Below are 18,983 nucleotides of genomic sequence, written 5' to 3'. Positions count from 1 at the left end.
ATGAGCCGGTTCATAAACAGCAGCGATGGAAAGCTCGAACCGGCCAAACGCCTTCACGTTTGCGGCTCTACCCTTTTACCGAACCAAGCGTCAAACCTTTTATAAAGAAGCGCTGGATGAAGGGATAGACGAACACGATCGGGCCGATGGTAACGCAGACGATCGCCAGCTGCATGCCATAGGTCGGCACGACGACGTTGTACTGCGTCTGGCTCCCGCTCACATAAGCCATAACATTCAAATTGGACATAAGCTGGCGGATCATCATCTGCAGCGGCAGCATTTTGTGATTGTCGATAAACAGCAATGACAAGTACCAGTCGTTCCAATATTGCAGCGCGTAAAACAGGCTCACAGTGGCGATAACAGGCAGCGAAATCGGCCAGATGATGCGAAAGAAAATATAGAGATCATTGGCGCCGTCCACAGTCGCAGCTTCATTCAATTCATACGGCAGCGTCCGGTAGTATGAGACAAGAATGAAGGCATAGAACGGATTAAGCAGATAGGGCAAAATGAGCGCCCACACCGAGTCTTTCAGCTGCAGCCAGTTGGCGATCAGCATGTAAAAGCCGACAAGTCCTGCACCGAACAGCATCGTCAGGAAGGTTAGAAACGATAAAATATGGCGGTACTTCACTTTCCGGTGGCTCAGCGTGTACGCATAGGCAGCTGTCAAGAGTACGCCCAGCGCCGTGCCGGCGATCGTCACGATCATCGTAATGCCGTAGCTTAGAAACACCTGCTTGCCGGAAAGCAGAAATTTGTACGCATGGAGGCTGAATTTGCTCGGCAGCAACTGGTATCCCGCCGTCTGCAGAAGCGATTCATCGGCGAACGAGTTGATGAACACAATCCAGAACGGAATGAAGCAAAACAGCGCAAAAGCGCCCAGCACCGCGTACATCAAAACAAGAAACAACCGTTCTCTCACTTCGATCACACCTTAACTGGTTGGGACTGAAGCAAAGGGCCGGTTCGGAGCTGGAGAAACGCAAGTGGTCGCCTTTGTTCCCGAATCGTATCCGCTTAACGAGCTTATACGATCATAACGATTCGGGAACAACAGCGATCGGAAGCCCGAATCCGGCCTCATGCCAACTCGCCCAACCTTCCTTTTAGAATAGTCTTGAATCCGCGTCCACCTTGCGCGCGATCGCATTGAAGATCAGAATCGTGACAAGCCCCATGGAGGACTGGTACACGACAACGGCAGCGGACATGCTGAAGTTCCCCAGCTGCCTCAGCGCACGAAACGCATACGTATCGATGACATCTGTCGTTGGAAAGAGTATGCCGTTATCTCCGATGATCGCGTAAATCATGCCGAAATCGCCGTAGAAAATACGGCCAATGCCAAGCAGCGCCAATATCATCACGGTCGGCCGCATCAACGGCAGCGTTATGTAGAGCATCTGCTGCATCCGGCTCGCGCCTTCTATTCGGGCGCTCTCGTAGTATTCCGAGGAGATGCCCGTAATGACGGCCAAAAAAATAATGGAATTATAGCCGGCGATCTTCCAGGCGCTAATGACGGTTAAGATATACGGCCATACGCCAGGCGTCAAATACCAGTCCACTCCTTCGTAGCCAAGTGCGGCAAGCGCGCGGTTAATGAGCCCCTCGGATGTGCTGAATAGCGTCAACGTCATCATGCTGACGACAAGCCAAGAAATGAAATACGGTAAAAAAATAAACGATTGCGTGATTCGCTTGAACAGCCTGTTACGGATTTCGTTCAGAAAGATAGCCAGCACGACCGCGCTGCCGAGTCCGGTTACGAGAAACAGTGCATTCAGGAAAACGGTATTCAGCGTCACCCGCAGCCAGTCTTTCCCATTGAAGAAAAACTCGAAGTTTTTAAATCCGACCCATTCGCTCCCCCATATTCCATCGGATAGCCGGTAATTCTGGAAGGCGAGCAGATGCCCGGCCATGGGCATATACGCAAATACGGCCAGAAACGCAATGCCGGGCAGCGCCAGTAAGTACAAATACCGGTTCCGCGACAGCTCGCGCACAAACGACCCGCCGAACCTTCTACGTCGCTCCAAAGAGCGCCCCTCCTTTCTTGTGCGGCTTGCAGGATTCGAACGGAGCCATCGTAGCATTCACGGTTGCGGCTTGCCTAGTTCTCATTGGCCAGATTCGGTTCTCGCGCGGCCGATTCGCGAGCGTTCGGCCGATTGTTATTGGTCTGGCGAGTTCTCAATCGCCCGCTGACCTTTCTAATTCGCAGAGTTCCCGGCTATCTGCCGCGTCCGCTCCATCCGCTCGTCCGCCTTGCTGTCGCGGTATTGGCTCGGCGTCATGCCGGTCGCTTTTTTAAATGCGGTGAAAAAGTGGCTTTTCGTCTGAAAACCGGACTGCTCTGCAATTTCGGTGATCTGCATGCTGGTCTGCTCCAGCAGCTCCTTAACCTTCCCGAGCCGCTCGTTCAAAATGAAATTCGATAGAGGCATGCCATAATGTTCGTGAAACAGCTGCCGGACGTATTTGGCCGACAAAGCGATATGGTCAGCGATATCGTCTACCGACAGCATCGGGTCATGGGTATGGTAGCGGACGTACTCGATGATTTCCCCAATCAGCTTTTCCTTGCGATTGAATCCCTTTTGGTCGCTAAGCTGCCGGATCATCCGCCCGGTCTCTTCCTTCAGCCATTCGCGAACCTCGGTAAGCGTGGCGAACTGCCTCAAATGGCGCTCAATCCCTTCAACACTCTGGATAGACATCACTTTGCTGAACGACTTGACGATCGCAAACAGAAGCAGCTTCAGTTGGAATTGGCACTCGGTATATTTCATCGTCTGCAGGCGCGTGAACACCTCGTCCAGCATGGCCAGCACCTTCTCTTCTTTGCCGGTGCGAATCGTCTGGATCAAGCTTTCATGCACGGCGGAGTCGATCGGCGCCTGTAAATCCGCATACCGTTCAAAGTCTTGTTCGACGTAGATTTTGTCATCACCGCTGACAAACTTGAATAATGTCAGTTCGTTCATGTCGTCGTATACTTTGCGTAAATCGTCATGTACGCGCCGCGCTTCGCTTTCGGCGATCGTCACGTCCAGCTTTACGTAACGGCTGACTTGACGGCTAAGCTCCTTGAGCTCTTGGGTCAACTCGGGATCAGGGAGGGAACTGGCCGTGCCAACCAGCACGACCAGATGGTCGGTCCCAAAATCGACCACCTCGATCGGCCGTTCTGATGTGCCAAGCAGCTCCTCTGCGATATTGCCGATTGCATACTTGAGCAGCTTGCGAGAGAAGAAATCATACCGCTCGGATATCTCGTAAAAGGAATCGATCTTGATAACAGCCAACCGAAGCCACTCATAGTCAAGCAGGCACGATTCGCGGACAATCGCCGCTCTGGCGCCGTCGCTCAGCCTGCCCTGCAGCAGCCATTGCCGCAAATATTCGGTCTTGATCAGCGGATAATGATCGCGAAGCATAACGACGCCCTGCTCGATGACGCCGTAATCGTTCTCCCCCTTTACGCCCAGCTTCCGCTGAAGTTGATCCGCCAGCCGGCGAAATGGCCCGACGAAACGGCGCGAATTCCAATAGGCGACCAGAAGCAGCGCCGCGAGCAGCAGGAGCGAGCAGACGATGATGACGGTTTTGAACGCCCCGGCCTTTTCGCGGAATTGCTTCATTTCAGTGACGGATATAATGGTCCACTCCGGCGATCCCATCCGCGCATAGTTGACGAATGCTTTTCCTCTGGCGCTGTTCATCTCGAATGATCCCCGCTTCTGCCCTGTCTGGATGTTATCGATGGTCTCCTCGAGCCGACCATCCCCTTCGCCCAGAATCAATCTTCCTCGATCATCCACGATCGAGAGCAGTGTATCAGCTCTCTCGTCGCCTGAGATCAAATGCTTCTGCAGCTCCTTCTTGTCAAACAGGACGACAAGATACCCGTCCCGGCTTTTCTGCACAGGTGTCGAAGGAAGCTGAAGCGCCAAATACGATTGGTTTCCTATCCGGTGATCAAAATAGCGGAGGAAATTCCCGGGAGTGCGCTCGATTCGCTGCAGCATCGCCTGATCGGCAAATTCCTCGAACGAAACTAATCCAGCTTTGGCGTCGATCACCTCACGTTTGCGGATGCTGAATAAGTAAGCGGTTTCAATATAAGGCTCGTGAGATAAATATTTAGATAACACCCCCATCGTGCTGGCATTTTGAAGCAGGTTGTCGGCTGAAGCATACATCCAGTTTTGCACGGAATGATCCTCGTACATGGTCAGGCTGTACCATTTCAGCTTGGCCAGGATGTACTCGACCCGCTCCGCCATTTCGTCGATGCGGTCCTGATTAAACGTTCCCATCTGCGAGTATGCGAAATGAGAAAACCGGTTGGCCAGAAACAACGAGAACGGTATGATGGTCATTGCAAAAAAGATGCCGCTAATCACAAATATGCGCCAGGATGTCGATCTGAACATAGTATCCCCCTGTCCCCCTTCGTCTTTCGGAGTTCTCTTATGACCGATATGTCCTATCATAATGTACCCCTTTTCCATTTGCCTAGTTCTCATTTGTCCGTCAAGTTCTATTTCTCCGGATTCGCGCTGCGGCACCTTCCTTCCTGCCCTCGGAGGCTGTTCTTCATTCCAGTTGTGAGCCACTTCCTGCGGAAAGGTAGATACATAACTCAGCTACGGCGTTCATAGCAAAAAAGCCCCCTCACTTTATGAGTGAGGGGGTCGTGAGTTAAATTGACTTTTAATAGAAGAAATAACGCAGTTCGCATCGTTTTAACCGTGACATCAAAACCTTATGTCCATCCCAAGGTTGTGCGTTTATTCGTGCTGTTGGCTTTCATTCAACCCAGCTTATGACCACAATTTGGACAGAAGTTCGCCCCTTCGTTCTTCGCGCCGCAGTTCGGGCAGAAATTGGGCTTCTTGTTTCCTTCGGAAGAGGACGAGGCTGCTTGGGCGGATTGCTCCTTCGCGGCCGGAGACTGCTGGCTTTGATTCTGATTGTTTTGGCCCTGGTTCTGATTCATATTTTTCATCATTTCATTGGCCATGTTCATCCCCATCATCATGCCTGCCATATCCGAAGCCGCACCGCCGCCTTTCACCTTGCCGGACGCGATCCCGTCCGTCATGCTGACCTGCTGGTACTTTTGCAGATTGCCGATCATTTCATGGGAGGCCGTCTTCGTGATCATGTCCTGAATTTCCTTCGGATAATTGAAGCTCATCACCTGGAAGCCGGTAATCGTCATCCCGTTGTCCATCACTTCCATGTCGAGGTCTTCCCGAATCCCTCTGGCGATGTCGGAAGCGTTCGCCTGCAGATTAAACATGTCCTTGCCTTCACGGCTGATCCACTTCATCAACAATTGATCGAGCACCGAACTGATCCGGATTTTCACGTCCTCCACAAGGTAGCTCTCCTTGATCCCGGCAATCCTGTCGATCAGCGTTACGTAATCGTTCACTTTAAAATTAAACGTGCCGTTGGCACGGATTGGCATGCCGCCCGGCAGCTGCGGCGTCGGGATCAGAACCGGATTCTGCGTACCCCATCGAACGGTGAATTCCTTGGTGTTAACGAACAGCACTTCCACGCGCATACCGCTGTTAAAGCCGAATTTAAAACCCTTTAGGGTAGAAAGGAACGGAATGATGTCTGAGTCTATGTTATATACGCCTTCATCCTCGAAAATCCCTTCGATTTTGCCGTTATTGATGAATATCGCATCCTGACCGGAGCGAATGACCAGCTTGCTTCCTTTTTTGATCTCCCGGTTGCGCCATTTCCAGAAAATCATGTCATCTCTAAACTCTTCCCATTCCACTACGTTGGAGAATTGGTTCTTGAAAAATCCCATTGATGCTCCATCCCTTCCCATTAAAATTTCCCGCTGCTGCTGCTGTGCGAATGGCCGCCGCCGGTGACGCCGCCTCCGCCTCCGCCACCCGAGCCGCTGCTTGTGTTGCGCTCTATTTTCCGCTTTGTTACGGTCGTTCTAATATATCGGTCCTGTTGATTCAAGATCCCCGATGTGCTGGCATCCTCATAGGTCCGGCTGTTAACCGTGACCCGCCCGCCGGAGCGGAAAGCCATGATGCCCACGGCGATCGCGCCGATGGCAGCGGCAGCTCCCAGCTGAAACCAGAGATTAAATATAATATTATCCGGATTCACGTCCGGCTCAAAGCCCATGTACCGATGAGCGGTTTTGATGTATTTTTCAAAAGCCTGCTTGTAATTGCCGCTCGACAAGTCCGGAGTAATCTTGCTGCGTATTTTGGTCAGTCTCCCGGAATCGAGATACTTCTCAGCCTTATAATAACCTTCCAAATGCACGTTACGAGAACCGTCACGAGCACTCATTACAATGGTTAAAATAGCGGTATTCCCGTGCGGCTTATCATATCCGGGGGCATACTCATCGTAAAAGTTTTCGGTCCATAACTCATAATCATCATTCGGGACACTGTTAACGGTAAGTATCATAAAATCCGTCTCGCGTTCGGCGCCGTACTCATTCGCCATCGCATTCAGCTCATTCCGTTCTTCCGGACTAAGCAGATTCGCTTCATCAAAGATCAAAGGCTTATCATCCGCGGCTTTGACGATCCCGGAGGGCGCTATCAAATTAACCGTTAGTAAAAATAAGACCGCCCATAACGCATATCGTCTTCTCACAGGAACCCTCCCCCCATCGCCCAGGAGATCAGCTTCAAGGATAACAAGGAGACGCCCGAAATGCCCGCGAACCACCCGGCCACCTTCGCTTTGCTGATCGGCGGCTTGCCGACTACCTTGCCCGTCTGTCCGTTCATCGCAAACGTATACTCCGATTTGTTGTAGTCATAGTGCACCATCCATACCGGAAGAAGGACGTAATCCGCCTGTTTCTTGGTGGTATCGATCCGTTTGTTGGTATAACTCACGGTCGTATATCCTGAGACCGCCGACGAAATATACGAATCAATGAAGGAGCTGATCTTTTCCTTAGCGCGCGGAAGAAGCTGTTCGTCGTCATGGCTGTATTTTTCCGCTATGTACCCGGCGAGATACGGCGTCTTGAATTCCTTCAGCTGCTGATAGGGAAATGGCTCCAGCTTATCCATCAGCTCATCGTTCATTTTCTCCGAAGCATCGATCGGCACCTTCACGTAATTCAAGCGAATCTTCCGGTAGATGTCGAAATGCTCGGTCTCCGTGTACTGGTAATCTCCTTGCGTGTAAGTTCTCACCTTGGTGCCTTGGCCATGAACCTCAACCCGATTATGCAGCTCATACAGCCAGAAGGGGACGTAGATCCCGGTGATGCCCTTGATCCGGTCCGCTGTCATAAATCCGCTTGGCGTCAAAAGGCCGTTCCGGCACCATTTCTTGAACGCCTTCATCGCCTCTTCCTTCGTAATCGAAAAAGGGATGACCTTCACCGGTGCCAGCTCGCCGCTCAACCGGTCGCTGAGCACGACGGCCGATCCGCAGAAGCTGCAGGTCGTGGCACTGGTCTCCGGCTCGGTCACGATCACGGCTCCGCAGCTGTTGCAATGGTACTCCTTTACCTCGTCTTCCGCGAACACCTGCTTCTTCAGCGGGTCGGGGATTTCCTCGATATTGTCTTTTCTTCCGCAGCTGGGGCAAGACAACATTCCCGTATCGCCGTCAAAAACCATGCCGCTGCCGCAGTTCGGACATTTGTATTCAATTACCGGCATTTGCTCACCTCGATAACAATGAAATGGTTACTCCTTCTTGTTCAGCTTTTCTTTGATCGCTTCCAGTTCATCCTCGGCATTAGGAGGTGAAGTCGGGGCAGCTCCGTCCTTGCCCATGTTCTTCTCCAACTCCGCGATCAAATCGTCCAGGTCATCTTCCTTCGCTCCTGCGCGCAGCTCAGCCAGGGCCTCCGCTTCATCCAAAGCGCGGCTCGCTTTCTCCTCCATGGTATGGAATGCCGCGTTGGCACCGCCCAAGGAGGATCGGCCGGCATTCAGCTCCTGCTGGGTTTTCGCAGCGGCCATCTTCCCTTTCAACTCGGCATAGCGAGCTTCCAGCTGACTCATATCCGACCCCAGCTTATCCTGCAATTGCTTCATCCTGACGGCGTTTGCGGAAGCCGATTCGTGAGCTGCCTGCAGGTCGCTTAGCTTCTCGGCATGCGCTGCTTTTCGCTCCAGGAACTTCAGGGCATCGCCTTCATTTCCCGCTTCCACGGCCTTCTCCGCATATCGCTGCAGTTTCTGGATTTCGGCGCTGCACTCATCCAGTGCCCGCTTCGCTCTCCGCTCATCCGAGAGCACGGAAGCGGTCTCCGCTTTCACCTTACCCAGATCGCCGTTCAAACTCCGCATATAGGTATCGATCGTTTTCTCCGGATCTTCCGTCCGTTCCAATAACGAATTCACATTCACCCTCATAATATCCTTAAACCTCGATAAGATTCCCATCATGTGCGTCCCCCTCGAAAAGTTTACATTTAACTTATAATACCCTATATACTCCCGATAGGTTTCATTTGCCGAAATTCATTGGCATATATGTAAATTTATGACTAAGAAAGCACAAAAAAATACCCCCGACCTTATGGATCGGAGGGCATATATATTAGACATCATCCCGGATCTGGATGCGTTTCTTACCAGGTTCAGGCTTTTTTGGTATTTCAAGCTTAAGGACTCCATCCTTCAGGGAAGCGTCGATTTGGTCCTCGGCTATGTTCTGAACGTAAAATCTGCGCACATACTCGCCGTAACGGCGCTCCTTGCGGACGATGTGCTGGTTCGTATCCTCCACGCTCTGATCTTCCTTGCGCACGGCTTTGATCGTTAAGTAAGGGTCAGCGTAGCTGATTTCGATGTCGTCTTTTCGAAAACCGGGCAGCTCCGCCTCAACCAGATAAGCGTGCTCCGTCTCCTTGACGTCCGTCTTAAACGACATCATCGAACCCTTGAACGGCGCGAATACATCATCAGGAAAAGCGTCGTTAAAGGCATCATGAAATGACTTCATCAGTTGTCCGAAGGCATCCTCTCTGCGCTTGCCGAATGGCATCAATTCAAACATCATGAATTCCCCTTTCTTTGACCTTATTTGACCTTACGCTTTTATTATATGCCCGGAACGTTTAAATGCCAAAACCGATGATGCAGGAATTTGCGCCAAAACAGCTCGTTATCGGGCGGTTTGATTAAGAGAATTGTTTGAATCTTTAAATTTGATCTTTTTTGACCTTTAATGTGATTCGTTTAAAAGTTCCACCGATCGACTGGGAGCATGAAAAAAAGGAGCGCCCTTAGGGCACCCTCTTCTCTTATATATTCATATGGAAGGCGATACTGATCGAAGAGCTTGAGGCTCTGTCTCTGTATAAGCACAATACTGCTCTGTTTTATTGCTTTTCCATAATTCGATCGATTTCACTTTTCAACAAAAGGTATCGATGCACACTTCGCATGATCGGAACCTTAGTCAGCTTATTCTGATCGACATAGATCTTCATTTGATCTTTGGACAGACCTAACAAATGACCTGCCTCAGAAACGGTTAATACCTCCTTGTTACTTGTAGCATTAAACGTTTTTTTCACCTTTAGATTCCAATCTTCGAATGCCTGCATGAAATCTCAACCTTTCTTGTACGCAACGAACGAGGGCAGAATGTTTATGGGACCGTGAGAACCGCCCTACGACTTCGCGTCCTTGCGCTGATTCTTGCGGTAAAGCTTGATTTGCTGATCCGACGAAACGAGAATCGGCAGGATTTTATTGCTGCTGACCATGGACGAGGCGCACTGTGAACAAACGGGAACATCCTTGAACGAGAAATTGTCTCGAATCCAACCGTTACACCCTTCCTTCGTACAAGACCAGATCGCGGTCATCTCTTCCGGCAGATTTTCCAGTGGTTTATTCCAAGAATAAGACAATGCATTTCCCCCTCAGCTACATTTTTTAATACTTTCGTGCTTTAAACTAGCAAGCCTACCCTTTATAAGAAATACGTCAATCGACGTACTCTAAAAGAAGACGGACCGCGTTTAGCGGTAGTTTTTCTTGCGATATCAGGCAGCAGATCCTCCGAAATTTATACTTTCTGATATCTTATAAAAAAATCCCCAAACGATACGTTTGGGGATCCTTTCACGAGTCTACAGTTTTACAACGTTCTCGGCTTGCTGTCCGCGGTTGCCTTGGACTACGTTAAATTCAACGCGCTGTCCTTCGTCAAGCGACTTGAAGCCGTCACCTGCGATTGCACTGAAGTGTACGAATACGTCTTCGCCGCCTTCAACCTCGATGAAACCAAAGCCTTTTTCTGCGTTAAACCATTTCACTGTTCCTGTTTGCATAGAAACACCTCCTAAATTTATATGATTTTCTCATTTTTGGTTAAAAAACAAAAAATTCACATATTGCACAAGGTTCCTAATCAAAATAATAACCCTCTGCAATATGTGAATCTCAGGTCAAAATCCCAATAAATTTATTATACCTCAATGGATGTGGAATAGCAAACGACGAATGTTTTCCAATTCACTGCCGAAATTTTTAAGAAACCCTAAAAGAAGCCCGCTCCATGAGCGGGCCGCCTTCGTTATTTTCAAAAGAGAAGCATCGGACACTTACCATTTAATTTCATGTATCAATGAATCAGGCTAAACGGTACTTTGCGATATCCCATAGTGTTTAGATCTAAACCCCTTTAAATTCAATCCACTCGATCTGCAAGCCCGGCTTGACGAAGTCCAGCTTCATCTCGTAATAACCCGCTTCCAGCTCCACTTTGACAAGCTTCTGCCGAATCCATCTGCCGTCGGTGCCATTCGTTTGAATCGTGGTTACCGGCTGATCGTTCAGCGTGACGTTGCAGGCGCTTTGGGCCAGTTCCGATTCCGGCGACATGATGCGCACAATGATTCGGTACTCACCGGATTCCTCCACCTTCATATATGTTGATCCCGCTGCAGCCGGCTTCACTTGCGTGCTCTCCGATAAGGCTTGCGCTGATACCGACTCGAGGGAAGGATCGGCTTTAAATGAACCCACGGCTTCCTCGATCACCTGCTTTCTAGAGAAGACCGGCGCATGCATCAGGAATTGGCAGATGTTCATGGCGCTGCGCTGCAGCTCTCCACGGGTCAGCGTACCATTTTCCAAGGATGCCAGCGTATTGTCTTCCCAGGCGTTGATTTCTGCTCCGTAGTTCATGACCACCATGTACAAATCGTTTTGGGCACGGACCATCCAGTTCGTGTTTTTCCGATCGGCCGGGCCTCCGTTTACCACGTCGTTCATAATGGCCCACCAATCCGTCATGACGATGCCCTGAAATCCCCACTCTCCGCGCAGAATCGTGGTGTTCAGATCATAATTGGATGCCGCCCAGTGCCCATTGATTGGGTTATACGAGGTCATGATGGAGTTCGCCCCGCCCTGCTTCACCGCGATTTCAAAGCCTTTCAGATAAATTTCCCGAAGGGCCCGTTCGGATACGACGGCGTCGACTTTGCTCCGATGCTTCTCCTGGTTATTACAGGCAAAATGCTTCAGCGTGGCGTTGGAGCCGCCCTTCATAATCCCGCGCGTGCACGCCGCAGCAAAGGCGCCGGAGATGAGCGGATCTTCCGAGAAATACTCGAAATTGCGACCGTTCAGCGGGCTGCGCCGAATGTTCAGACCAGGACCAAGCAACGCATCGATGTTGTAGCTAAGCAGCTCCCGGCCTTCCATCACATAGAGCTCTTCGACCAGCTCCGTATTCCACGTAGCTGCAAGCAGGGTGCCAATGGCTACCTGCGTTGCCTGCTGCCCGCTGTCCATCCGAATACCGGACGGTCCATCCGCGGTGCAAGCCACCGGAATGCCGTAGTCGAGCAGGCGGTCGCTCACGCCGCCAAAAGCCGATGCCGTCCCTGCCGTAACCAGCGGACTGCTCATGCCTTCTCCTCTGACGATGACCGCCAGATCTTGATCGCTAAGCTGGGCGATGAAAGCCTCCATGCTGACTTTCTCCTCATGGACGTCCCTTAAGGTATAGCCTCGATTGCCCGTTTGCTCCAAGGTCGGCGGCAGGTTCAAGTGAATGCGCTCTTCCATGGCAATCGTGCGCTTCGGCACCTCCGCAAATGTAAGCTCGTACGAGCCGTCCTCCCTGCGAACGCCCGGCTTCATTCGCGTGAAGCTCTCCGTTGGCGCCATGGCTTCCTGAAGCTGCTCGACAACTTGCAGCGTTTCTACAACATAACCTTCTTGACCATCCAAGCCGATAGGCTGCACATTTCTCACGCTGGTTCCCGCGTACAGACGGTACGTTCCGGCCTCCAATACATAGGCTGAACGGTGGCCCGTCACGCCTGCATCGTCATAGGAGGCCATGGCATGAACCGGGAACTGGAGCGTTAGCTGCTGCGATTCCCCCGGCTGTAGCTCCTGCGTCTTCCCGAATGCGGCCAGAACTTTGGCAGGCTGACCCAGCCATCCTTGCGGTGCTTCATAATAAACTTGCACAACCTCTTTACCTGCATAGACGGTCCCGATATTGGTCACCTTCACGCCGATCTCAACGGTTTGTGCTCCCTCTCTAACCGCGAGCCTGGCTTCTTGCGGCTCGATTCGGAACTGCGTATAGGATAATCCAAACCCGAATTCATACTGGACGGCTGCGGGTCGAAACGTTTCGAAAAAACGGTAGCCCACATAAATATCCTCTTGATACAGGTTCTTAAGCTCATTGCCATAATTGCGGGTCGATGGATAATCCTCGATCGAATAAGCAATCGTATCGGTCAGTTTGCCGCTGGGCGTCACCTTGCCCGCCAATACGTCTGCAATGGCGTTACCGCCCTCCATGCCGCCGTGCCAAGCATAAATGACTGCAGAAATCGGGTGCACATAACCTTCATCGAGCATCCAGCTCATATCGATAATGTTGGATACATTCAGGACTACAACGGTTTGCTCGAAGTGTGCGGTCACCTGCTGCAGCATGGCTTTTTCTTCGGACGTTAACTGGTAGCTGCCCGGCTCATTGGCATTATCCTGATCTTCACCGGCCGTCCGCCCGATGACAACGATCGCCTTGTCGGATACCCGTCTTGCCGCGGAGACCAGCTCATCGGTCAAAGGCATTTCCTTCTGATGCCACGGCTCAGCCGCCCAGCCGCCCCCGCCGTTATCGAAAGGATTCTGCTCGATCCATTTCTCATAAACAGCAGCCAATTCTTCATTGACGGCGATGCCCTTCTGATCCCGAAGACCGCCCAGCAGATTCGTTGTATGGGAAACATGAACGCTGCCTCCCGACCCCGTACCGCTGCGGTAATAATGGATCTGCGTCCTGCCAAAAACGGAAACGGTTTCGTTCGACTGCAGGGGCAGAGCCTGTCCTTCATTCTTTAACAGTACGGCACCTTCGGCGGCAACTTTTCGGCTGAACTCCGCAAAGCCTTCCAAAGGAGCTCCCACTCTCTGTGTACTCAATATGTTCCCTCCTGTTTGTTTCTCCAAATCACCAAGCCATATGAAGAAAGATTGTAAATGCCTGACGAATTCCAATAATAGGTATTAGGCATCTATGTACTATCATAGTAACAAATTCCGTAGGGGAATACAGTGCAATGTTCGCAGGATGCGATGAAGTTGGCTATAATAATGTAAACATCTATATTCCGTCAACACGGATATGCGATTGGATGATTTTGAATGAAGGCAGGATCAGTTATGCGTATACGTGTCCATATGATCGCTCCTTATGAAGCGATGGTTCCCATCATACAAGAATGCATTCCTCTGTTTCCCCAGTTAGACATACAATACGCCGTCGGCGATTTGCAAAAAGGGGCCGAGCTGGCAGCTTCGGCTCAAAACAACGGAGCCGAGGTGATTATCAGCCGCGGCGGAACGGCCCAGCTGATTAAAGCCGCGGTATCCATCCCCGTCATTGACGTCCACCTGTCCGGATACGACATGATCCGTTCCTTGACGCTGGCGAGCCAGTTTAACGGAAAAACCGCCATTGTCGGCTTTTCCAATATTACATCGGGCGCCCAATCGATTATTGATTTAATGGATCTGCCTTTAAAAGTGTATACCATACACAGCTCCGAAGATGTTGCACGGTTATTGCTGGAGCTGAAAGCTGCCGGATACCGGCAGGTAGTCGGGGATGTCATCACCGTCCATACGGCCGAGGCTTACGGGTTAAAGGGCCTCCTCATCCATTCCGGCAAAGAATCCATCATGCGAGCCCTGGACGATGCCCAGCTCATCTACCGCTACCTGAGCAACAACCATACCGTCTCGGCCATTCTGAACGACCTGGTTGCCAAAGAACACCCCAATCTCGTGATTTTTAACGATCAGAATGAAATCGTATATGAGCAATTAGCCGATTTTAAGCACAGCCCTTTGACGGATAACCATATCTATCTGATCAATACTAATGTAGAATTCCACAAATCCCAAGTGCAGAATGTTTTTACGATGGACGATTACCAGCTTTCGGTCACAGCCTATGAAACCACATTGGATAACAGAAGCTATAAAGTATACGCCTTGGAAAAAGGGCGGCCCTATGAATTTGCGCAGTCAGGCATCAAAGCCTACGCTGAACCATTAGCAGAGCCGATGATTGCCGAATCCGCTGCCATGCGCACCACGTTGGCAAGCATCCAAGCTCTGTATCAACATCATGAGCCCATTCATCTGCTTGGCCGGGAAAATACGGGCAAATCTTTCATCGTGAAGTATATTCATCAATTGTACGCGGACGGCGGATTGCTGCTCCAGATCGATTTAGCCCAGGTTTCCCCGGATCAGTTAGGAACCCTTCCGCTGTCCAAAGCCAGGACCGTGGAATTCATCCATGTGGAAGAATGCATACAGGATCCGAGTTTGATAGCATTTGTGGAGACCTGCCTAAATAGGCGGATTGGCGTATTCATACTTAGCGATCGGGCACTTGACCTACACGAAACCCCGAACATGAGCCTGAATACGATCATCATGCCTTCGCTTTCGGACCGTTTGGAGGATCTGCCTTCGCTTATTCAGCTCTTTTTAAGCCGATACCATCAAAAATACGGGACGGCGGCGGTCAAAATAAAGGAAGATGCCTTGCAGCTGATAAGACAGAATGCTGCGCACATGACGATCGTCCAATTAAAGCAGCTCATTAAACAGGCTGCGATGAACGAAACCGACTATGTGATTTCAGCCGATACACTAGCACGCTTGCTCGATCATCAGCCTCCAGCCTCAAACCCTATTCCGTTGAAAGGGACGCTTAAAGAGATCGAGAAAGGCATTATTCAATACGTACTCCTCGAGGAAAAGAATAACCAATCTAGAGCAGCCGAACGATTAGGGATTAATCGGGCCACGCTTTGGCGTAAACTTAAAGAATAAATTTAAGTTTACGCTTTTTTTTATCTTTAGTGTTGCAATTTTAAACAATTTATTAGATTTATCACATTACAGAAATTATATGTTGCTAAAATAAACAATTTGAACTAGTATAATTACTGCAAGCGCTTCAATAAAACGATTACACAAGGAGCTAACATTATGAAAATTAAAGCGACATTAGATCGTATCCCTGGCGGTATGATGGTTGTTCCCCTCCTCATCGGAGCGTGCATCAATACATTCGCACCAAACGCTTTGCGGATCGGCGGGTTTACGGAAGCCTTATTCGTGAACAGCTCGAGTACGCTCATCGCCCTTTTCTTATTGATTGCCGGCACGCAAATTACGTTCAAAACAGCGGGTTCGTCGGTCGGAAAAGGCGTCACGCTGCTTGTGTTTAAATGGGCGATAGGCGCATTATTAGGTTTGGTCGCCATCCTGTTTGCGGATTCCAATGGATTATTCCTGGGTCTTGCCCCACTTGCCATTATCGCCGCGATGACGAATTCAAACGGCGGACTGTATATTGCGTTAGCCGGACAATACGGAAAAGAGGATGACAAAGCTGCCTATCCTTTCCTCGCATTAAGCGACGGACCGTTCTTGACGATGGTGGCGCTCTCAATCTTCGGCGCCATGGGCTTTGCCAACGGCATGTTCTCGGCGATGTCTTTTGTTGCCGTACTGCTTCCGCTGCTCGTCGGCGTCGTCATCGGGAACCTGGACCGGAATATGGCCGATTGGCTGCATAAAGGCAGCGACAAGCTGGTTCCGTTCTTTGCCTTCTCGCTCGGTATGGGCATCAATTTCTCATCCATCATTCAAGGCGGACTCAGCGGTATTCTGCTTGGCGTGCTGACGGTACTGCTCACGGGCGGCATTGGTTTCCTGCTGTTCAAGGCAATCGGCTGGAATCCGATTGTCGGTGCTTCCGAAGGCTCCACGGCGGGTAATGCGGTAGGCACGCCGGCTGCGATCGTCGCCGCGAATGCTTCCTTCGCGCCGATTGCCGAAATCGCGACCGTGCAAATCGCCGCGAGCGTCGTGACGACCGCCATACTGCTGCCTGTCTTCATTGGTTTCCTGTCCAAGAGACTGGAGAAATCAGGCGGCGTCGAAAAATACAACAACCCTGCAGCATAGAGGTTATCCCTAACCCCTCGATTGCATCGTTTTTCTCAAGGAGGAGGTACTGCATGAAATTAGCCATCATTGCAGATGATTTGACAGGTGCCAATGACAGCGGGGTCCAACTCGCTCGTCATGGCCTTAAAACAAGCGTTCTGTTCGATATGGACCAAGACAACATTCGTCATTACGATGCCGTTGTTTTTGATACGGACAGCCGTTCCATATCACCTGAAGAAGCTTATCAGCGAGTAAGCCGGGCCGCTCAATTTTTAACCGATGCCGGGTTTGATACGATTTTCAAAAAAATGGACTCCACCATGCGCGGCAATATCGGGACCGAAATTGATGCGTTATATGATGTGGTGAAGCCGGACTTTATGATGATCGCTCCGGGTTATCCCAAGAACAATCGAACCATTCTCAACGCTACCCATTACTTGAATGGAGTACCGTTAGCCGAAACCGAGATTGCCCATGATCCCAAAACGCCTGTCACCCACTCCTATCTTCCCGACTTGCTGAAGCTGCAAACCAAGTATGCCGTCGGCGAGATCTCAGTCCGTGACCTGGAAGCTGGAGCAGGCCGCATTGAAGGCAAATTAAAAGAGTTTCAAGAACATAACATACCGTATGTGCTGATCGATTCCACGGAAGAAGCTCATTTGGAGTTCATCCTGCACATCACCGGTCAGCTTCCCTACAAGTTCGCGTGGGCAGGCTCCGCAGGCATTGCCAACTATCTGCCAGCCCATTATCATATTTCGTCCAAACCGAGGGAGCTTGCCATCGCGCAGAATCAGGGACCGATCCTTACCGTGGTCGGCAGCGTGAATAAGAACTCCCGTGCCCAGCTAAAGCTTTTGCTGGAACATACCGACGTGGTTCCCGTGCATTTCGAGTCCTATAAGGCTGTGTCCGATTCAGCGGAGCGCACGGAAGAAATGGATCGCGTCTATCAAGAAGTCAAGCTGCACGCACTGGAAGGCAAAGATATCGTGATCTATTCCACGGCGGAGTCCTCCGACATCGAACGGGCCCGTGCCGTAGGCGAAGCCCGCGGGCTCAATCACACCGAGGTCAGCAACGAGATTGTCCGTGCCATGGGAGAAATCTGTGCCCAACTGCTGGAGCAGGGTTATTTCAAGGGCGTATCCATGACAGGCGGAGACACGGCCAAACAAATCTGCATGCAATGGAGCATTAGCGGCTTCGAATTGCTGGACGAGCTGGAAATCGGCGTGCCGATCTCGAAATTTCTGGGGATCGACGATCTGTATGTGGTCACCAAGGCAGGCGGATTCGGCAAGCCGGACGTATTTATCCATGCGATTCAAACGATAAAAGGAGGTAATCCAGCATGAAACCGACGGTTGGAATTACGATGGGCGATGCGGCAGGCATCGGACCCGAAATCATTATGAAGGCCTTATCCCATCAGGAGATGTACGATAACTGCAACCCGCTCGTGATCGGCGACGCTAAAATACTAGAACGCGTGCTTCCGATTATCGGCTCAAGCCTGAAGGTGAACGCCATTCAAGAGCCAGCCGAAGCAACATACGAGTTCGGCACCGTAGACGTCATCGATCTGGACCTCGTGCCGGCTGACCTTGCATTCGGCGAGGTATCGGCCGTCGCGGGAGATGCCGCTTTTCAGTTTCTGGCCAGAGCCATCGATCTGGCGAAGCAGCGGAAGATCCATTCCATCTGCACGGCTCCGCTGAACAAGGAAGCTCTGCATCAAGGCGGACATATGTATCCGGGTCACACCGAAATTTTGGCTGATCTCACGGATACCAAGGATTTCTCGATGATGCTGACGACCCCGAACCTGCGGGTCATTCATCTGACGACGCATATGGGATTGATCGAGGCCATTCAAAGCATCAACCCGGAAAGAACGTATACCGTCGTCAAACTGGCCCACGATACCTTGAAAAAGGCCGGTTTCGACAATCCCAGAGTCGCGGTCTGCGGAATCAACCCGCATGCGGGCGAGAACGGATTGTTCGGTAACGGCGAAGAAGAAGAAAAGCTGCTCCCGGGCATCCAGCGCGCTCAGCAGGAAGGCATTAATGTAGTCGGCCCCCTCCCTGCGGATACGTTATTTTTCAGAGCCGGCCGAGGCGATTTCGATATTGTCGTGGCCTGCTACCATGACCAGGGACATGCCCCGATCAAGGTCATGGGCATCGAAGAGGGCGTGAACATTACGGTCGGACTGAAGGGCGGCATCATCCGAACCTCGGTCGACCATGGCACGGCCTTCGATATTGCAGGGAAGAACATCGCCGATGACAAGAGCATGCTCGCCGCGATTCGTTCTGCCATTGAGCTTGCCCCGAAGGATCAAATGTAATCGTGTGACGACCGAAGATGTCATATGTAAAAGACCCGGCTTCCGCCGGGTCTTTTTTTTTCTATGCCTGGAGAGAACAAATCTAGGCCCTCGTTCAAGCC

The 18,983-nt window shown here is 51.0% G+C and carries 16 protein-coding genes; 4 read left to right on the top strand and 12 right to left on the bottom strand.

Annotated features, from left to right (window positions below; genetic code table 11):
• Positions 1 to 67: 67 nt before the first annotated feature.
• The 12 genes from GYMC10_RS01720 to GYMC10_RS01665 form a co-directional block, all read right to left on the bottom strand.
• On the bottom strand, positions 68 to 934 hold the full coding sequence (locus GYMC10_RS01720; protein WP_012818553.1) for a carbohydrate ABC transporter permease: 867 nt from the start codon (positions 932 to 934) through the stop codon (positions 68 to 70).
• Positions 935 to 1,118: 184 nt separating this feature from the next.
• Positions 1,119 to 2,054 carry an ABC transporter permease gene (locus GYMC10_RS01715; protein WP_012818552.1) on the bottom strand — a complete coding sequence of 312 codons (936 nt, stop codon included), beginning with the start codon at positions 2,052 to 2,054 and terminating at the stop codon, positions 1,119 to 1,121.
• A 174-nt stretch (positions 2,055 to 2,228) separates the two neighbouring features.
• Positions 2,229 to 4,454, bottom strand: coding sequence for an AraC family transcriptional regulator (locus tag GYMC10_RS01710; protein WP_012818551.1), 2,226 nt, complete (start codon positions 4,452 to 4,454; stop codon positions 2,229 to 2,231).
• A 380-nt stretch (positions 4,455 to 4,834) separates the two neighbouring features.
• The gene (locus GYMC10_RS01705; protein ID WP_012818550.1) at positions 4,835 to 5,854 is read right to left on the bottom strand and encodes an SPFH domain-containing protein; all 1,020 of its coding nucleotides are present in this window, start codon (positions 5,852 to 5,854) and stop codon (positions 4,835 to 4,837) included.
• Between the two features lie 20 nt (positions 5,855 to 5,874).
• Complete coding sequence (locus GYMC10_RS01700) at positions 5,875 to 6,675, bottom strand: TPM domain-containing protein (RefSeq protein WP_012818549.1); 801 nt, start codon at positions 6,673 to 6,675, stop codon at positions 5,875 to 5,877.
• Positions 6,672 to 7,703, bottom strand: a complete 1,032-nt coding sequence (locus tag GYMC10_RS01695; RefSeq protein ID WP_009593950.1) for a TFIIB-type zinc ribbon-containing protein — start codon at positions 7,701 to 7,703, stop codon at positions 6,672 to 6,674. Before GYMC10_RS01695 ends, GYMC10_RS01700 begins: the two co-directional genes overlap by 4 nt.
• A gap of 27 nt (positions 7,704 to 7,730) precedes the next feature.
• On the bottom strand, positions 7,731 to 8,435 hold the full coding sequence (locus GYMC10_RS01690) for a PspA/IM30 family protein (RefSeq protein WP_187293020.1): 705 nt from the start codon (positions 8,433 to 8,435) through the stop codon (positions 7,731 to 7,733).
• 157 nt (positions 8,436 to 8,592) lie between these two features.
• A complete protein-coding gene (locus tag GYMC10_RS01685) occupies positions 8,593 to 9,051 on the bottom strand; it encodes an Hsp20/alpha crystallin family protein (protein WP_036664830.1) in 459 nt (152 codons plus the stop codon).
• A 325-nt stretch (positions 9,052 to 9,376) separates the two neighbouring features.
• Complete coding sequence (locus GYMC10_RS32810) at positions 9,377 to 9,604, bottom strand: helix-turn-helix domain-containing protein (RefSeq protein WP_012818546.1); 228 nt, start codon at positions 9,602 to 9,604, stop codon at positions 9,377 to 9,379.
• Positions 9,605 to 9,670: 66 nt separating this feature from the next.
• Positions 9,671 to 9,913: a cold-shock protein gene (locus tag GYMC10_RS01675; RefSeq protein ID WP_012818545.1), complete on the bottom strand. Its 243-nt coding sequence runs from the start codon at positions 9,911 to 9,913 to the stop codon at positions 9,671 to 9,673.
• Between the two features lie 222 nt (positions 9,914 to 10,135).
• Positions 10,136 to 10,336, bottom strand: coding sequence for a cold-shock protein (locus GYMC10_RS01670; protein WP_012818544.1), 201 nt, complete (start codon positions 10,334 to 10,336; stop codon positions 10,136 to 10,138).
• A gap of 343 nt (positions 10,337 to 10,679) precedes the next feature.
• On the bottom strand, positions 10,680 to 13,466 hold the full coding sequence (locus GYMC10_RS01665) for a glycoside hydrolase family 3 C-terminal domain-containing protein (protein ID WP_012818543.1): 2,787 nt from the start codon (positions 13,464 to 13,466) through the stop codon (positions 10,680 to 10,682).
• Positions 13,467 to 13,706: 240 nt separating this feature from the next.
• Here GYMC10_RS01665 and GYMC10_RS01660 point away from each other — a divergent pair, with 240 nt between their 5' ends.
• The 4 genes from GYMC10_RS01660 (at position 13,707) to pdxA (ending at position 18,882) form a co-directional block, all read left to right on the top strand.
• The gene (locus tag GYMC10_RS01660) at positions 13,707 to 15,392 is read left to right on the top strand and encodes a sigma-54-dependent Fis family transcriptional regulator (RefSeq protein ID WP_012818542.1); all 1,686 of its coding nucleotides are present in this window, start codon (positions 13,707 to 13,709) and stop codon (positions 15,390 to 15,392) included.
• Between the two features lie 159 nt (positions 15,393 to 15,551).
• A complete protein-coding gene (locus GYMC10_RS01655; protein ID WP_012818541.1) occupies positions 15,552 to 16,535 on the top strand; it encodes a 2-keto-3-deoxygluconate permease in 984 nt (327 codons plus the stop codon).
• Positions 16,536 to 16,588: 53 nt separating this feature from the next.
• Entirely contained in the window at positions 16,589 to 17,884 is a 1,296-nt protein-coding gene (locus tag GYMC10_RS01650) for a four-carbon acid sugar kinase family protein (RefSeq protein ID WP_012818540.1), read from the top strand.
• Positions 17,881 to 18,882 (top strand): 4-hydroxythreonine-4-phosphate dehydrogenase PdxA, encoded by a 1,002-nt coding sequence (gene pdxA, locus GYMC10_RS01645; RefSeq protein ID WP_012818539.1) that lies wholly within the window; start codon positions 17,881 to 17,883, stop codon positions 18,880 to 18,882. Before GYMC10_RS01650 ends, pdxA begins: the two co-directional genes overlap by 4 nt.
• The last annotated feature ends 101 nt before the right edge of the window (positions 18,883 to 18,983 follow it).

Source organism: Paenibacillus sp. Y412MC10, assembly GCF_000024685.1.
GTDB lineage: Bacteria > Bacillota > Bacilli > Paenibacillales > Paenibacillaceae > Paenibacillus_AQ > Paenibacillus_AQ lautus_A.
Note: the sequence above shows the minus strand (reverse complement) of the source record. Positions and strands in the feature narration are given on the sequence as shown.

What these genes read in the sequence shown, in the direction of transcription:
- GYMC10_RS01710 (WP_012818551.1), bottom strand. Translation starts at nt 4,454, where the DNA reads ATGTTCAGATCGACATCCTGGCGCATATTTGTGATTAGCGGCATCTTT.
- GYMC10_RS01705 (WP_012818550.1), bottom strand. Translation starts at nt 5,854, where the DNA reads ATGGGATTTTTCAAGAACCAATTCTCCAACGTAGTGGAATGGGAAGAG.
- GYMC10_RS01695 (WP_009593950.1), bottom strand. Translation starts at nt 7,703, where the DNA reads ATGCCGGTAATTGAATACAAATGTCCGAACTGCGGCAGCGGCATGGTT.
- GYMC10_RS01690 (WP_187293020.1), bottom strand. Translation starts at nt 8,435, where the DNA reads ATGGGAATCTTATCGAGGTTTAAGGATATTATGAGGGTGAATGTGAAT.
- GYMC10_RS01685 (WP_036664830.1), bottom strand. Translation starts at nt 9,051, where the DNA reads ATGTTTGAATTGATGCCATTCGGCAAGCGCAGAGAGGATGCCTTCGGA.
- GYMC10_RS32810 (WP_012818546.1), bottom strand. Translation starts at nt 9,604, where the DNA reads ATGCAGGCATTCGAAGATTGGAATCTAAAGGTGAAAAAAACGTTTAAT.
- GYMC10_RS01670 (WP_012818544.1), bottom strand. Translation starts at nt 10,336, where the DNA reads ATGCAAACAGGAACAGTGAAATGGTTTAACGCAGAAAAAGGCTTTGGT.
- GYMC10_RS01660 (WP_012818542.1), top strand. Translation starts at nt 13,707, where the DNA reads ATGCGTATACGTGTCCATATGATCGCTCCTTATGAAGCGATGGTTCCC.
- GYMC10_RS01655 (WP_012818541.1), top strand. Translation starts at nt 15,552, where the DNA reads ATGAAAATTAAAGCGACATTAGATCGTATCCCTGGCGGTATGATGGTT.
- GYMC10_RS01650 (WP_012818540.1), top strand. Translation starts at nt 16,589, where the DNA reads ATGAAATTAGCCATCATTGCAGATGATTTGACAGGTGCCAATGACAGC.
- pdxA (WP_012818539.1), top strand. Translation starts at nt 17,881, where the DNA reads ATGAAACCGACGGTTGGAATTACGATGGGCGATGCGGCAGGCATCGGA.